Here is a 15,988-nt window from a genome sequence, read left to right as displayed (position 1 = left end):
AGACCGAAGTCCTTATCTCAAATCTCCTATCTCTGTGCTCAAATCTCTACAATGCTACTTCTACATCCAGTTTGTTGAAGCGTATGCCCTTGTCTGTCTGTGTCCAATCTTCACGCTCTTCTTCAGTAGCGTTAAGCAGCTTCGGGAACCACTCCAGCGGGAATGCCTGTTGCTTGCCATCTGGTTTTTCCACAAAAAGCAAACCATTAGCAAAGGTCACCTTAACTTTCTTTTCTTGCTTGCGTGTTGATAGTAGTGGCATATTGGCCCCCTCTAAATCTTCCCCGGTAGGAAAGACTTAATTAAAATCATTTGAGCCCTCCCTACCGGCGAGGGTTGGATGGGGCAGATTACTCTGCCATATTATGGTACACCGCCTGTACGTCGTCATCTTCCTCCAGGCGATCAACAATCTTTAATACATCGGCAGCCTGTTCTTCGGTTACCGAGGTGGTAGACAAAGGTATACGCTCCAATTTGGCAGATTTGGTTTCAATGCCCATTTCTTCCAGCGTCTTCTGCATTTTGCCAAAATCTTCAAAAGCAGTATGTATGACCGCGATATCGTTACCTTCCTCGTCTGCTTCAACAAACAGATCTTCCAAACCGGCATCTATAAGTTCAAACTCCAGTTCTTCCAGGTCGCGGTCGCCCGGGTCAAACCTGAAAACAGATTTCCTCGCGAAAATAAAATCCAAGGAACCTGTTTTGCCCAGGGTGCCCCCATATTTAGTAAAGTAACTGCGCACGTTGGCTACTGTACGGTTAGTATTATCGGTAGCGGTTTCTACCAATATGGCCACACCATGCTGTGCATAACCTTCGTACACCAGTTCTTCATAATCTTTTTCATCGCGGCTAACGGCACGCTTGATAGCGGCTTCCACCCTATCCTTAGGCATGTTTACCGCTTTGGCGTTTTGCACAGCAGTACGCAGGCGCGAGTTTGAGTTAGGGTCGCCACCGCCGGCCTTTACAGCCATCACGATCTCTTTACCTAAACGGGTAAACTGCACGGCCATTTTGGCCCAGCGTTTAAACTTTCTTTCTTTCCGGAATTCAAATGCTCTTCCCATATTTTTAAGTCCATAGCCCATGGATCATAGCCCATAGACACAACTATATCATTAATGTTTTCTCTAAATTACGTTTTTCAAATTGATCAGCATATCTTCCGTAAATTTAGGAAGATCATACTCCAGTTTCCAACCCCAATCCTGCTGTGCCTGGCTGTCATCTATTGATTTTGGCCAGCTATCGGCAATGGCCTGTCGCGGGTCGTTATCAGCGTAGCTCATTTCAAAATCGGGCAGGTGCTTTGTTATTTCTGCAGCCAACTGCTCAGGCGTAAAACTGATACCCGCCAGGTTATAGCTCGACCGAATGGTGATGTTTTCTGCCGGTGCATCCATCAATTGTAAGGTAGCACGTATGGCATCATCCATATACATCATTGGCAGGGCTGTGTTTGCCGATAAAAATCCCTGGTATTTGCCATGCTTTAACGCTTCATGGAAAATGTGCACGGCATAATCTGTAGTGCCGCCTCCGGGGTTTGCCCGCCAGCCTATCAGGCCCGGGTAACGCAAACTACGCACATCAAGACCATACTTTTCAAAATAATACTCGCACCAGCGTTCGCCCGCAAGTTTGCTGAAGCCATAAACCGTATTGGGGTCCATTACACAGTACTGCGGTGTATCATACTGCGGCGAGTGAGGGCCAAATACGGCTATTGAACTTGGCCAAAATACTTTCTGTGTTTTAAACTCAACAGCAAAATCCAGTATATGGATAAGGCCCGTCATGTTCAGGTCCCAGGCCATTTTTGGTTTTTGCTCTCCTACTGCCGAAAGAATGGCAGCAAGCAGGTAAACTTGTGTGGGGCGGTGTTTGTCAAAAAGATGATGAAGGTTATCTTTATCAAGCACGTTGGCAAACTCAAACGGGCCGCTATTGCGGATAGCATAATTAGGGCTGTTTATATCTGATGCAATTACATTTTCCGCACCATGGATCTTTCTTAATTCGGTAACCAATTCGGTGCCAATCTGACCATTGGCGCCTATTATTAATATCTTTTCGGCCATGCAAACACAAGTTTGGCACAAAGGTAAAAATTTGCACGAAAAGGGCTGAATCTTTACATCAACAATGATTATATACTAATTTAGTAGACAATCCATAGGTATTATAGTTTTTTTGTGCATCTTTGAACCTTAATAATTTATTAAATATATAAGTAAAATGAAAGTCGCAGTTGTTGGTGCTACCGGTTTGGTAGGCACTAAAATGTTGCAGGTTCTTGACGAACGCAACTTCCCCGTTACAGAATTAATTCCGGTAGCTTCCGCTAAAAGTGTTGGTAAAGAAATTACTTTTAAGGGTAAGCAGTATAAGGTTGTTTCTGTTGAGGATGCGATAAAGCAGAAGCCCGATGTAGCTATATTCAGCGCGGGCGGAAGCACTTCATTACAGCAGGCCCCTTTATTTGCAGAGGCCGGCGTTACCGTAATTGATAACTCATCGGCCTGGCGTATGGACCCAACCAAAAAACTGGTGGTGCCCGAGGTAAACGCCGATGTGCTTACTCCTGAAGATAAGATCATTGCCAACCCTAACTGCTCAACCATACAAATGGTGGTTGCGTTAAAACCTTTGCACGACAAATACAAGATCAAACGTGTAGTGGTATCAACCTATCAATCGGTTACCGGCACAGGCGTTAAGGCGGTAGACCAGCTTTTTAATGAGCGTAAAGGCGTAGAAGGACCAAAAGTTTACCCTTACCCTATCGACCTGAATGTTATCCCTCAGATTGATGTATTTACCGAAAACGGTTACACCAAAGAGGAAATGAAAATGATATTGGAAACCAAAAAGATAATGGGCGACGATAGCATCAAAGTAACCGCTACTACAGTGCGTATCCCGGTGATGGGTGGCCACTCAGAATCGGTAAACATTGAGTTTTTGCATGAGTTTGATTTGAGCGAAGTACGCGAGCTATTAGCTAACTCGCCGGGTGTTGTGGTTGTTGACGATGTTGCCAACCTTAAATACCCTATGCCGCTTGATGCGCATGATAAAGACGAAGTATTTGTTGGCCGCCTTCGGCGCGATGAAACCCAGCCTAATACGCTTAATTGCTGGATAGTATCTGATAACCTGCGTAAAGGCGCCGCTACAAACGCGGTACAAATTGCAGAGTACCTGGCATCTAAAAACCTGATTGGCCAGGCGGTAGAGGCTTAAGTTTTAAATTTAGCTTACTAAATAGATTGATAGGGATGATCTGATGATTATCCCTATTTTTATATATGAATTTCTTAAATTTGATTATGAACGAAATATTTTTTTTAGTTGAAGAAGCATTAGAGGGTGGCTATACAGCTAAGGCTATAGGCGAGTCGATATTTACTGAAGGTGACACTATGGATGAGTTAAAAAATAATATTCGCGAAGCTTTACAATGTCATTTCGACGATAAAGAAATCCCCAAAATAATACGTTTACACTTGGTTAAAGAAGAGATCATAACCGTATAGCTGCTAATTCAGGGTTATGCGAATCCCAAGAGATCTATCCGCAAAAGATTTAATTAAGATCTATCTAAGCATGGCTACCAAATAACCAGGCAAAAAGGGAGTCATATTAGACTCACAAAATTATCTGTTAACGGTGAACATCACTTAACCATCCCAAACCATGATCCTATAAAATTAGGAACTTTAAATGCTATTCTATCAGATGCAGCTGAGCATCTAAATATTTCAAAAGAAGAACTTTTAAAAGCACTGTAACTTCAGCACTATCTCAACTTTCATAAAACTATAAAAACCGCCATCTGTAGTTAATAATATATAACTATAAAAACTACCATTATGGCTGATTTAAGTAATAAAAAAGTAGCGATACTTACCGAAGAAGGGTTTGAGCAGGTGGAACTTACAAGCCCTAAAGAAGCGCTGGAAGCTGCCGGCGCAACCGTGCATATTATTTCGCCAAAAAGCGGAAAAATCAAAGCCTGGGACAAAACAGACTGGGGCATTGAAGTGGATGTTGATAAGGAACTTACCAACGCAAGTCCGGATGATTATGATGCGCTTGTATTGCCCGGTGGCGTTTTAAACCCGGATAAACTACGCCAGAATAAAGATGCTGTTGCCTTTGCCTCTGCATTTTTAGATGAGGGCAAACCGGTAGCGGCTATTTGCCATGGCCCGCAATTGCTGATTGAAACCGGCATGATCAAAGGCCGTACGCTGACATCTTATCCATCCCTGCAAACCGACCTTAAAAATGCCGGTGCCGAGTGGGTAGACCAGGAAGTGGTGACAGACAATGGATTGGTGACCAGCCGCCGCCCGGACGACCTGGAAGCGTTTAACCGCAAAACCATTGAAGAGATTGGTGAAGGCGTGCATGCGTAAACGTTAATTCATGTCATTGCGAAGAGGTACTATGAAGCAATTCGGCACATCCGCTTGTCCTATCAGATTGCTTCACTATCGTTCGCAATGACATGATTTTCAATTGGTGTCATTCCGAACGAGGTACGAGGAAGAATCTTGTTCAATTTTAAAAGTTTATTAAGCGAGTCTAACAATATTCTTCGCTATGGCGCAAAATGACAAAGAATCTATGTCATTGCGAGGAGGTACGACGAAGCAATCTCAGCACGATATCAAGTTGATATTAAATAATGAATGCTGAATTTCGAATGCTGAAGTATTTTGTCTTTATCACTCGATGTTCAGCATTTGGTCTTCGATATTGCTATTTCCAGTTTACTTAAGGGATTAACTGCATTTAGTTATCTTTACCCCCATGCCTCAACAAAAAGCTGTAGTAATTGGTGCCGGTATAGCAGGAATAGCAACGGCTATCCGGTTGGCGATAAAAGGGTATCAGGTAGAAGTTTTTGAGGCTAATAGCTATCCCGGCGGCAAATTATCCGAGATTGAACAAAACGGCTATCGCTTTGATGCCGGCCCCAGCCTGTTCACCATGCCGCAGTATGTGGATGAGCTTTTTACACTTGCTGGCAAAAATCCGCGCGACTACTTCAGCTATGATCAACTTGACATTGTTTGCAATTACTTTTACGAAGACGGAACCCGCCTGAGCGCTTATGCCAGTACCCAACAATTTGCTAAAGAAATTGAAGACAAAACCGGTGAAGCTGCATCGGCGGTTATTAATCATCTGGCAAACAGCAGGGACATTTACGATATCACCAATCATGTTTTTTTAGAGCGATCATTGCATAGGTTACAAACTTTTTTGAGGTGGGACACTGTGCGATCAATTTTCAGACTGCCACAAATAGACGCCATGCGTACCATGCATAAGGCCAATAGCGCCTCATTCAAAGATGCGCGTGTTGTGCAATTGTTCGATCGTTATGCTACCTATAACGGATCTGACCCTTACCAGGCGCCGGCGACATTAAACGTGATACCGCACCTGGAACATCATTTTGGCGCTTACTTTCCTCATGGCGGCATGTACAGCATTACTCAAAGCCTGGTGAAGCTGGCCGAAGAATTGGGCGTAAAGTTCACATATAATAGCACTGTAAACGAGATTGTAGTCGACAGCAAAAGGGTAAAAGGAATAAAGACAAAGGATGAGCTTATAGCGGCTGATACCATAGTATCTAATATGGATGTATGGTTTACCTATAAAAAGTTACTTGGTAAGCATCCTGCTTTACATCCACAAAAAACCCTTAGCCAGCAACGAAGCAGCTCGGCATTGATATTTTATTGGGGAATTAAAAAGACTTTCCCGGAGCTTGATCTGCATAATATTTTCTTTAGTGCCGATTACTTAGCTGAGTTTGACCATATCTGGAAAAAGCAGACCCTTTACCACGACCCAACCGTTTACATCAATATCAGTTCAAAGCTAAAGGCCAACGATGCGCCTGAAGGTTGCGAAAACTGGTTTGTAATGATCAACGTACCATCGAATAACGGCCAAAATTGGGATAATCTTATTGCCGAAGCACGCGCATATATTTTAAGCAAGCTTTCCCGCTTATTAGACGAAGATATAAGTAAGCTGGTAGAAACAGAAAGTATCCTCGACCCAAGAAGTATTGAGAGCAAGACATCATCATATAAAGGTTCCATTTATGGTACCAGCTCAAACAATCGCTTTGCTGCATTTTTAAGGCATGCCAACCAATCGTCAAAAATAAAAGGCCTGCACTTCTGCGGCGGCAGCGTACACCCTGGAGGCGGCATACCGTTATGTTTGTTGTCGGCTAAGATAACAGCGGATATGATTGAATGATTGTTTATCACTCTTTTGCTTTTTTGCTGTCGCGAGATTAGCGCAGCGTATCTCCGTGACATGGCATATATCAAGCTTCCAGCTTGTGTCAGCTGAAAGCTTTGCTGTCGCGAGATTATCACAGCGTATCTCGTGACATGGCATATATCAAGCTTCCAGCTTGTGTCAGATGAAAGCTGACTTTATGTTAGGCACGAGCTGAAAGCTCGCGCCAGCGAAGCCAGTAAAGTCAGCAAATCAACACGAATTAAAAGCTCACATCAGCAAAAAAAGTCGATAAAATAACTTTGCTGACAATGTTATGTCACCTAAAATTTATTTGACTTGATAATCAAATAATTACACGTGTTCATGATATTCACCTGTGTGTTCGTGAACACCTGTTTAATTTTCTTTTACCATTCGCTCTAAGGCGTCAATCCACTTAGGCGAATCGTTAAGGCTTTCTACCAGTTGCACATGTTCGCCGCCAAGGGCTTTAAACTCGTCGCCGTACTCGTGGGTAACTTCAAAAACGGTCTCCAGGCAATCGCTTACAAATGCCGGGCAAAATACCAGCAGGCGCTTTTTACCTTCTTTGGCCAGTTGGGCAATTACCTCGCTGGTGTAAGGCTGCACCCATGGGTCGCTGCCCAGGCGCGATTGAAAACAAACTGTATATTTTTCTTTAGGCAGATTCATCTTCTCGGCAATCAGGCGGGCCGTATCATGTGATTGTGCCGAATAGCACAATTTATTGGTATCATTCAACGTATTGCAGCAGCCGTCTACCTGCAGGCAGTAGCTATGCGTATGGTCACATTTTTTTAGCTGACGCTGCGGTAAGCCATGAAAGCTGAATAAGATATGATCGTAGCTATCAGGATTATATTTCCGGGCGTTATCGGCAAAGGTTTCGATCATCAGGTCATCGTTATGGAAAGAGTTGATCAAACTGATCTGCGGAACAGTTTGCCAGTCCTTAACAATGCGCATAATTTTTTCATGTACAGAGCCTGTACTTGCCGAAGCATATTGCGGGAACAGCGGAATAATCAAAATATCGCCAATAAGCGCATCCTTAAGTCTTTGCAACGCCGAATCGATAGATGGGCTTTGGTAACGCATAGCCAGCTCTACCACATAATTATCTCCAAGGCGCTGCTGCAGTAATTTTTGTTGCTGTAAACTGTAATGCAATAATGGTGAGCCGGTCTCTTTATCCCATATAGCCTGGTAAAGTTTGGCCGATTTTGGCGCCCTGAACGGAACTATAACCGTTTTCACCAGGAACGTGCGCAGCACCGGGTTAACATCAATAACCCGCGGGTCCATCAAAAACTCATCTAAATACTTACGCACATCAGCTGTCGACGGACTGTCGGGTGTACCTAAGTTAACCAGTAAAACTCCCTTTTTTGCCATAATTTAAGAGGTGCAAATGTAGCAAAAAACCAGCTTATGGATTGTGACCGTAATCATTATTGCAAAATGATGATGTGGTATTTTAATAAACGTTATTTAAAGCAGCATGAATAACAACGTTTAATTAACAACCTTGTCCTGAGGTGGCTTTGGTGCCTGCCACAGTTTCCACCAAGGCAACCAGGGCGAATCATGATGCTCGTAATGATAGCCAAAAAAATAGCAGCTGATGAATGCTAAAAAATGGTTGCGCGGCAAACTGCGCGACTGGTGTTTGTTATCATGTTCACCTTTGTGTGGCTGATAGGTACCGAAGTAAAAAAGCTGCAGTGTACTTAAAAGCGAAGGCACTACCCAAAACAGAATAAGATTAGCTTGCGGTACCCATAACTTAAGGACATTAAATATGGCAGCCATAATTACAATCTGCCAGATAGAAAGGTAATTCCGGATAAAACGGATGTACCAACTGAGAAAACCGCCATGATGATAGTCAGGGTCACTGGCTGTGTGAACATGACTATGATGCTGATGGTGCTTGCTGTATAATTTTGGATACCAGAATGAAGCGTATAAAAAAGTGCTTATAAAGCCAACGGCACTATTTATCCATTTTTTTGGCGCTACAGAGCCATGCATAGCATCATGGGCTGTAATAAACAAGCCCGTATACAAATGCATCTGCAAAAGTATAAAAAGGTAAAGCAACGGGTTACTAAAATCTACCTTCCATTGCATCAGTAAAATAATAGATATTGCCCAACAGCCTATAACTGCCAGGGCAACCAACAGGCCTGTATATGTAGGATTTTTTTGCAAGATCACAGCCTCCTTTCAAGAGCTGTTTTATTTTAAGCAAATAACGTGCTGTTAATATTTTTCAAGCTCGGCTTTTACCTGCTGCATCAGCCACATGGGGGTTGATGTAGCGCCGGCAATACCCACCTTATCACCCGGTGCAAACATGGCAGGGTTCAATTCATCTATAGATGATACAAAATAGGTATTGGGATTATGCTTTTTACAAACCTCATAAAGCACCTTTCCGTTTGATGATTTTTTACCCGACACGAACACTATCTTATTAAATTGTGTTGCAAATAAGGGCAGATCTTTGTCGCGGTTGCTTACCTGCCGGCAAATGGTATCGTTTGCTTTTACCTCATAACCACGTGCCAGCAACTGGTCTTTTACGCTGTAAAACTTCTCCATGCTTTTAGTGGTTTGGCTGTACAGCGTAAAATTGGCAGGCAGTTGTGCATCTTCAAGTTCGGCAATATCCTGAAAAACAATCGCCTCACCATTAGTTTGCCCTTGTAAGCCCACGACCTCTGCATGGCCATGCTTGCCAAATATCAAGATATTCTCGTTATTATCGTAAGATGTCTTAATGCGGTTTTGGAGCTTAAGTACTACAGGGCACGATGCATCGATCAGTGTAATGTTATTTTCAAGAGCAATCTTATACGTTTCAGGCGCTTCTCCGTGCGCACGGATAAGCACTTTCTCATTATAAAGGCTTTTCAGATCCTCGTGGGCTATAATGCGTAAACCCTGGGCTTTCAGACGCTCAACCTCCTCATCGTTATGTACAATATCGCCCAGGCAATACAGGTAACCATCTTCGGCCAGAATTTCTTCGGCCATATCAATAGCATAAACAACCCCAAAGCAAAAGCCGGAATCCTGATCTATTGTAACCTGTAAGTTATATGCGCCCATGATAATGCAAAATTAGTTATTTATTAAATAAGATAAACGATATAATGAGTAGTTAAAGGTGAGTGATCATTATTTTTACCATTTACAAATAAATTAACCAATACTTCTACTTCATCTTACCAACAAATTCAGTATCCCAAAAAATACAAACTCGGTAAATAGTAATACCGGCGGCGCAATGTTCTGCTTTTTGAAGTTAAATAATTCAAAAACCCATAAAAACATAAAACTCACTCCAAACCAGCAGATGTAATTTTTTAAAGGAACAACATGGAAATCCCAGTCCCAATAATCCAAATGCATAGCTACCGGCTCAATCAGCAGATCAAGCAGAACCAGCAAAACAGCACCTAACAGTACTTTTGCCCATTTACTTTTCAAGCGGCTGCGCTGCATTAACACTCCGGTTGCATAGATCAATAAAAACCAGTTGACACCTATGGTGAGCGGTATATCAAATAATTTATAGCCGAGTGTTTCACCATAGTTATAATCGCCAAACAGCCAATACTTATGCACGCCCAGCCACTCCAGCCCAAAGCCACTGACGATAACAAAAATTGCAAATACTATTAATTGCCAGTTAAGCCACTTATGATTTAAAATCATTACCAACAGCATTAGTAAAATATGCCATGGCACGATCTGTAAAAACAGCGGCCGTAAAGATGGTACCGACAGCCCAACCAAGCCAACCAAATGAAATAATATGATGATGGCAACAGAAACTTTTGCCGGCCGCGCTATATCTTTCTGCCTTTCCATACGTTGGATTTAGTGAGATGCTTTTGAATAGATAAAAAGGCTATAACAGCAAGGTTGAACATTTGAAACGGATGCAACAACAAATTATACCATGCGTTTTGCCCCGATGCGAAAGATATCATTATTCTTGTTAAAATTATAAGGCCTATCATCTGGGCTATCAATGGCAAGCTACCGGTACTGATAACCAGCAGTGGACCGCCGATAAGTAAAACCACATAAATTAAAAACATTGGGATACTGTAATTAAATGCAGCCATGAAATTTTTGCTAAAGCCAAGTAAACCGTCGGCATAACCTTTATACATGCGGCAGCTTATCATGCCGTTTGCCAAAAGTCCCTCGCCATTATAACCATAAGCCTTAATGGCTTTCATTATCTCTACGTCTTCTACAACTTTTTCTTTTACAAGCTTATGCCATTCGTGCTGGTGATAAACTCCGGCATCAAACATCATAAACTGCCCACTGGCTGCAGCAACGGATGCTGCTTTTTTTACTAATAATATCAACCGCAATGGCAACAGGTTTATCAGCACGTAGTGCATTAAAGGTACTACCGAAAGTTCACCTAAAGTATACATTTCCTGGTTGGCAAATAAACTCAACAAGCCCAGCTTTTGTAAATGCATGCGGTGAACGGCACTATTGATCAGGCTGCGGTAAACCTGCTCGTCTGCATCTAAAAATAAAAGATAATGCCCTTTGGCTATTTTTGATAACTGATGGCAGGCAAAGTTTTTCCCTATCCAGCCATTTGGCAGCGGCGGCCCTTTAACCACCCTGAATTTAGAATGATCTGCCGCAAAAGCCGCGCAAACGTTGTAAGTATCATCTTCAGAGTTATCATCTAAAATAATTACTTCGTAGTTTTTATAATCCTGCTGATGGATAGATCTAAGCAGGGTAAGAATATTATCCGCTTCATTACGGGCAGGTATTAAGATAGATACCAGCTCGTTATAATGTGTGGCTATGTGGGGTAACTTCGGGTTTGAAATAAAGTTAAAAAGCGTGACCGTAAAGCGCAGTATGATAAAAAAGAAAACGACGGATATAGCGATGATCACTTTTAAATAACAATTTCTGTTTGCCTAAGTTTGGATGAATTGTAATGCTGCTGATAGCCCTGTTTTATAGCAGGCAAATCATTCATCTTTTCCTCAACAGCTTTTAAATAAACGCTTGCAGTTGGTTTTTTATGTTTGAAGTTTTCAATAAAAGTTGCCGCCATAATTAATTGGTAATCATTTTTTGATTGCTCAGTTATCCTTTTTAAGCCTTTTTCGAATTTTACCTCGTCTATGAAATTAGAAAACAATTTACCTTGAGGGAAAATCAAAACCAAATTATCAGGATCTTTCAACAAATCGGCAGCATAATTAAGTGAATCAATTATATCTCGCGAGCCCTTGCTTACTGAAAATGCCCCCATATATTTAAAGAAACCAATCTTTTGCACAGTTTGTTCAATAACCATTACATGAAAGCGTTTTTTTAATAATATCTGGTTGATGTAATACATTAAAAAACCGTCCCACCAGCTAAAATGGTTTGCCAGCAGCAGTACAGATCTATCAGGTGAAATATTTATCGCATTGAACCTGACCTCATGAAACGCACGCTTAACTATCCGCAATATGTAATTGTGAAAAAACCAATGAACAAGTCTGTTTCTCTGCGGATAGATCATATCAATGTGCTACATGCACCTGCGCTGCAAGTGCCTGGCGGTGAAAGGCGTTTATTTTTTCTGTCAATTCGGTAAATGTTACCTTCCCGGCTACCCCGCAATCAAACAAATGGAAATATACCGATGGCTTCAGGCTTTCAAAATAATCAATAAGCGCGCAATTATAAACAATCTGGCAGGGGCCTTTAATATTTCGCAGCAACAGCTCTATCCCCCGCTCAACTTTTATCTCGGTAGTATGGTTTGATATCAGTTCGCCCTGCGGAAATACGACTACCAGGTTCTCCGGGGTGTTTAACAAGCCCGCGGCATACTGCAAGGATTTGATCATTTCCCTGGATTGCCTATTGATGGAAAACCCGCCAAACAGGTTAAGCAGCATCCGCTTTTGCAGATGATCTTCCTGCATCATGATGTATAACTTACGGTGCAGGTGCCAGTATGCCAGGTAATTTCCCCAAAGCCCATCCCACCAGCTGAAATGATTACATAGCAAAAGTATGGAATGCCCAGGCTTTGGTGTAAAAGGCATTACCTCCAGCCGGTTAAAGGCTTTACGCATCCTGCAGCGCATATATAATGCAAACCAGTTACTAAAAAGAGTTACTCTGCGGGCGGGTATCATTGCGGTAAATTAACTAAATAATTATCCAATTGTTTGGTAACAAGCCAATGCCCCATATCTACTTCGTGCACCTCGGCGTTTTGCAGACTGGCTATAAAAGGCAACGCCGCTTTTTTTGGGAATAAATTATCGTGCCTGCCAAATACAAGCCGGCATTTGATATTATGCTTATTAATAAGCTCTGCTACTTTATTTGTATCTGGCTTTAACAGCTTTATCAGGTTCAGGGTATAATACACATCAAGCCTTTTCTGTTCGGTGTCAATCTCATTATAGGCGATGGTATACAGGCTATCATCAATAAACCTGATATTTTTCAGGTTTTTAAGCAACGCCGGTGCCAGCCACTTGCTTTTAGTTACCTTTTTAAAAAGATAACGCCCCCAGGGCTTGTGCATTAATATTTCAAAACCTTTATAAACGGCGAGGCCATCGGGCGCCATCAATATTATTTCATCAATAAGTTCGGCATACTCTTCCACCAGGATCAGGGCAATATTAGCGCCTATGGAATATCCCATCACAGAAAAACGCTGCCGGCCAAACTGCTTAAACCATTCTTCAGCATAAGCTTTTACCATCTCGCGGGGCATACCGGCAAGTATCTGCTGTTCTGTCCAACCATTAAGTTTGCTTTCTCCATGAAAAAAATGGTCAAAACCATACAAATGATACTGCTGTAATACAGAGTTTTCCAGCACATGAAATTGCCTGCCCGTCATGCCGTAACCATGAAATGCCAGCATAGGTTTATTGCCCATGCCATACTCATGATAGTGCGCCTTACCTAAACCTTTTATATCTAAAAAGCCCATATAGCGGCAATATTAAGAAAATGTTAGTTTACTTAGCAGGTTATTACCATAAAGCTCAGCAATGGTTTTCTTGAGCATAAAAAAAAAGATTTGTTCTTCACGATAGCTCAATACTTAGCATAAGGAAAGTAATATTAAAAGCCTTGAATTTAAAGCACCTGTTATATCTTAGAGCAGTATTAAACGCTGTGTTCAGACAAATGCTTATTCAATGAAAGTTTTTAAATTAATTGCCGTTTTTTTAATCCTTGTGATCATCGCTTTTTCATATTGGATTTATAGGTCTTTAAATACACCTCAAGCGCATAACAATAATAACCAGTATATACAGATTCCACGTGGCTCATCTCCCGGGCAGATACTTAATAAACTTGCTGACGAAGGAATTATCTCAAGCCAAATTCCCCTGAAGGTATATTTAAAAATTAAAGGTACCGGCAATAAGATGCAGGCAGGTGAATATCAATTCGACTCGCCAATTACACCACTTGAAGTACTGAGTGAGCTAAATAAAGGAAAACTAAGAACTGTAAAGTTCACCATCCCTGAAGGTTTTACCCGTTTTGATATCGCTAAAAGAATAAATGAGCAATTCCCACAAAACCAACCGGCAGGCGAAAATCCTGCATTAAAGCTTATGAATGATATTTCACTTATTAAAGATATCGCACCGGAAGCTAAGAACCTGGAAGGTTATATGTATCCAAACACTTATAACCTCCCGCGTACGGTTGCCACTCAAACTATCATAAATGAGATGGTTCAGGAATTTAAAAAGGTTTGGAAGCCGGAATATGCAGCGCGCGCGCTGAAATTGAAGATGACACCGCACCAAATAATCACCATTGCTTCTCTTATTGAAACAGAATCGCGATTTGATGATGAGCGGCCTATAGTTGCATCTGTAATCTATAATCGCCTGAATAAAGGTATGCCGCTTGGGATCGATCAGACCGTTGTTTATATAGCCAAGATGGAGAATCGTTGGGACGGGATAATCAACAAAAGCGACCTGGAGTCAAATTCTCCTTACAATACCAGAAGGTTTGTCGGTCTACCTCCCGGCCCTATTTCTTCTGTATCTGACAATTCTATCAAAGCCGCCCTTTATCCTGCCACAACAAATTATCTTTATTATGTTTTAAACGTGGAAAAAAACGATAAGTCTCATAAGTTTTATGCAACCGCTGCAGAATTTGAGCGTGGAAAAGCTGCCTATCAGGCTTGGTTAAAAAAAGAGCGACATTAGAATTACATATTATTTTTAATGCCGCTCTCTTATGTAATTTATTATTACTTCAGTAGCGCCAGTATTTTGTTCAACGTAATTCCGTGTAAGGTTTGCAGCAGCATGGCGTACGTTATCATCACACATTAACATTTCAGCGATAGCATTTAGCTCCTGCTTATTATTGATACTAAATGCTGCCTTTAGCTCTACCAAATCGCGCGCTTCTTTAAACTTACTATATTCAGGGCCAAAGATTACAGGCATCCCAAAGGCTGCAGCTTCCAGTGTATTGTGTATACCTGCACCAAAGCCGCCGCCAATATAAGCAACATCCGCATACTGGTATAAAGCCGAAAGCATGCCAATGTTATCAATTATAAGTGTTGAAGGTTGCGTGTTATGTGTTGCGAGTTGCGAATACCTTACTGTTGTTTTTTGAGGTAAAAGATTAATTAACCCTATTATCTTATCTTCCGGTATTTCATGCGGTGCGATGATAAACTTCCAGTCGGGATATTGGGTTACCAGCACTGCTATCAGCTTTTCATCATCGGGCCAGGTGCTGCCTGCTATAAATAGTCGTTGCCCATTTTTAAAATTTTCTATTTCCGGCAATCCTTTGGGTTGCTGCGCGTTAGCCCATACCCTGTCAAAGCGGGTATCGCCACTAATTGTTACATTGGTAATACCGGCATCATGCATCAGGTGCTTAGAGTCGGCATCCTGCACAAAAAACCAGGTCACCATTTTAAGCATTTGCCTGTGCAGGCTGCCATACCACTTAAAAAAAACCTGCCCCGGCCTGAAAATGCCAGATATAACATATAAGGGAATATGCTGCTTATGCAACTCGTTAAAAAAATGATACCAGTACTCGTACTTTGTAAAAATGGCCACAATTGGTTTTATGCTGCCTATAAACCGGCGTGCGTTGCTTTCCGTATCAAGTGGTAAATAATAAACGGCATCGGCCAGAGGTGTATTTTTTCTGATCTCATATCCCGACGGCGAAAAGAATGTGATTACTATTTTTGATTGTGGATATAGCTTTCTTACCTGCTCAAGCACAGGGCGGCCCTGCTCAAACTCGCCCAGCGATGCAAAATGAAACCACACGCACGACTCTAACTCTTTTACCTGCTGCCTTTGGCGGCCGGTTATCCACAATTTGGCTTTATTAGAGAAACCCGAAACCAAATACACCAGGAAATGGTATATATTGATGCCGATATTGTATAGTATAACCATTTTTTAATTTGCAAGTATTATATTAGTCCGGGCATAAAAGTAATATATTAACACAAAAATTAATTGGTAAATTAAGGTTCATGTCAAAACGTAAACGGATATTGATAACCGGCGCGGCCGGTTTTTTAGGGTCGCACCTGTGCGACAGGTTTATCAAAGAGGATTATCATGTTATAGGGATG

The 15,988-nt window shown here is 41.8% G+C and carries 18 protein-coding genes and 1 pseudogene; 7 read left to right on the top strand and 12 right to left on the bottom strand.

Annotated features, from left to right (window positions below; genetic code table 11):
* Positions 1-46: 46 nt before the first annotated feature.
* The 3 genes from ACFQZX_RS11675 to ACFQZX_RS11665 all read right to left on the bottom strand — a co-directional run bounded on the left by ACFQZX_RS11675 (position 47) and on the right by ACFQZX_RS11665 (position 2,090).
* A complete protein-coding gene (locus tag ACFQZX_RS11675) occupies positions 47-262 on the bottom strand; it encodes a DUF2442 domain-containing protein (RefSeq protein ID WP_377115388.1) in 216 nt (71 codons plus the stop codon).
* A gap of 88 nt (positions 263-350) precedes the next feature.
* Entirely contained in the window at positions 351-1,076 is a 726-nt protein-coding gene (locus tag ACFQZX_RS11670) for a YebC/PmpR family DNA-binding transcriptional regulator (RefSeq protein WP_377115386.1), read from the bottom strand.
* A 63-nt stretch (positions 1,077-1,139) separates the two neighbouring features.
* Complete coding sequence (locus ACFQZX_RS11665) at positions 1,140-2,090, bottom strand: NAD-dependent epimerase/dehydratase family protein (protein WP_377115384.1); 951 nt, start codon at positions 2,088-2,090, stop codon at positions 1,140-1,142.
* A 157-nt stretch (positions 2,091-2,247) separates the two neighbouring features.
* Between ACFQZX_RS11665 and ACFQZX_RS11660 the strand changes: the two genes are divergently transcribed.
* From ACFQZX_RS11660 to crtD, 5 genes and pseudogenes are all read left to right on the top strand, one after another.
* A complete protein-coding gene (locus ACFQZX_RS11660; protein ID WP_377115381.1) occupies positions 2,248-3,255 on the top strand; it encodes an aspartate-semialdehyde dehydrogenase in 1,008 nt (335 codons plus the stop codon).
* 86 nt (positions 3,256-3,341) lie between these two features.
* Complete coding sequence (locus tag ACFQZX_RS11655; RefSeq protein ID WP_377115379.1) at positions 3,342-3,548, top strand: 2-oxoisovalerate dehydrogenase; 207 nt, start codon at positions 3,342-3,344, stop codon at positions 3,546-3,548.
* A 72-nt stretch (positions 3,549-3,620) separates the two neighbouring features.
* Positions 3,621-3,803 (top strand): annotated as a pseudogene (locus tag ACFQZX_RS11650) (type II toxin-antitoxin system HicA family toxin); the annotation flags it as partial.
* 81 nt (positions 3,804-3,884) lie between these two features.
* Positions 3,885-4,433 (top strand): type 1 glutamine amidotransferase domain-containing protein, encoded by a 549-nt coding sequence (locus ACFQZX_RS11645; protein WP_377115377.1) that lies wholly within the window; start codon positions 3,885-3,887, stop codon positions 4,431-4,433.
* Positions 4,434-4,830: 397 nt separating this feature from the next.
* Entirely contained in the window at positions 4,831-6,303 is a 1,473-nt protein-coding gene (gene crtD / locus ACFQZX_RS11640) for a 1-hydroxycarotenoid 3,4-desaturase CrtD (protein ID WP_377115374.1), read from the top strand.
* A 384-nt stretch (positions 6,304-6,687) separates the two neighbouring features.
* Here crtD and hemH read toward each other — a convergent pair whose 3' ends face one another.
* The 8 genes from hemH to ACFQZX_RS11600 all read right to left on the bottom strand — a co-directional run bounded on the left by hemH (position 6,688) and on the right by ACFQZX_RS11600 (position 13,327).
* On the bottom strand, positions 6,688-7,707 hold the full coding sequence (gene hemH / locus ACFQZX_RS11635; protein ID WP_377115371.1) for a ferrochelatase: 1,020 nt from the start codon (positions 7,705-7,707) through the stop codon (positions 6,688-6,690).
* Between the two features lie 120 nt (positions 7,708-7,827).
* Entirely contained in the window at positions 7,828-8,445 is a 618-nt protein-coding gene (locus ACFQZX_RS11630; protein ID WP_377115369.1) for a fatty acid desaturase, read from the bottom strand.
* Positions 8,446-8,577: 132 nt separating this feature from the next.
* Positions 8,578-9,429 (bottom strand): 4-hydroxy-3-methylbut-2-enyl diphosphate reductase, encoded by an 852-nt coding sequence (locus ACFQZX_RS11625; protein ID WP_377115367.1) that lies wholly within the window; start codon positions 9,427-9,429, stop codon positions 8,578-8,580.
* 111 nt (positions 9,430-9,540) lie between these two features.
* A complete protein-coding gene (locus tag ACFQZX_RS11620; protein ID WP_377115364.1) occupies positions 9,541-10,194 on the bottom strand; it encodes a carotenoid biosynthesis protein in 654 nt (217 codons plus the stop codon).
* A complete protein-coding gene (locus ACFQZX_RS11615) occupies positions 10,173-11,264 on the bottom strand; it encodes a glycosyltransferase (RefSeq protein ID WP_377115362.1) in 1,092 nt (363 codons plus the stop codon). Before ACFQZX_RS11615 ends, ACFQZX_RS11620 begins: the two co-directional genes overlap by 22 nt.
* 2 nt (positions 11,265-11,266) lie before the next feature.
* On the bottom strand, positions 11,267-11,833 hold the full coding sequence (locus tag ACFQZX_RS11610) for a lysophospholipid acyltransferase family protein (RefSeq protein ID WP_377115359.1): 567 nt from the start codon (positions 11,831-11,833) through the stop codon (positions 11,267-11,269).
* A 55-nt stretch (positions 11,834-11,888) separates the two neighbouring features.
* Positions 11,889-12,512 (bottom strand): 1-acyl-sn-glycerol-3-phosphate acyltransferase, encoded by a 624-nt coding sequence (locus ACFQZX_RS11605; protein WP_377115356.1) that lies wholly within the window; start codon positions 12,510-12,512, stop codon positions 11,889-11,891.
* Positions 12,509-13,327, bottom strand: coding sequence for an alpha/beta fold hydrolase (locus ACFQZX_RS11600; RefSeq protein ID WP_377115354.1), 819 nt, complete (start codon positions 13,325-13,327; stop codon positions 12,509-12,511). The genes ACFQZX_RS11605 and ACFQZX_RS11600 overlap by 4 nt, the downstream gene beginning before the upstream one ends.
* Before the next feature lie 211 nt (positions 13,328-13,538).
* Here ACFQZX_RS11600 and mltG point away from each other — a divergent pair, with 211 nt between their 5' ends.
* The gene (mltG, locus tag ACFQZX_RS11595; protein ID WP_377115351.1) at positions 13,539-14,576 is read left to right on the top strand and encodes an endolytic transglycosylase MltG; all 1,038 of its coding nucleotides are present in this window, start codon (positions 13,539-13,541) and stop codon (positions 14,574-14,576) included.
* A gap of 15 nt (positions 14,577-14,591) precedes the next feature.
* Here mltG and ACFQZX_RS11590 read toward each other — a convergent pair whose 3' ends face one another.
* Positions 14,592-15,806: a 3-deoxy-D-manno-octulosonic acid transferase gene (locus ACFQZX_RS11590; RefSeq protein ID WP_377115348.1), complete on the bottom strand. Its 1,215-nt coding sequence runs from the start codon at positions 15,804-15,806 to the stop codon at positions 14,592-14,594.
* 80 nt (positions 15,807-15,886) lie between these two features.
* Between ACFQZX_RS11590 and ACFQZX_RS11585 the strand changes: the two genes are divergently transcribed.
* Positions 15,887-15,988: NAD-dependent epimerase/dehydratase family protein (locus ACFQZX_RS11585; RefSeq protein WP_377111273.1), on the top strand; the 102-nt coding region annotated here is incomplete at its 3' end.

Source organism: Mucilaginibacter litoreus, from assembly GCF_042676805.1.
Classification (GTDB): domain Bacteria; phylum Bacteroidota; class Bacteroidia; order Sphingobacteriales; family Sphingobacteriaceae; genus Mucilaginibacter; species Mucilaginibacter litoreus.
The sequence above is the reverse complement of the archived record's forward strand: the minus strand, read 5'-3'. Positions and strand labels throughout refer to the sequence as shown.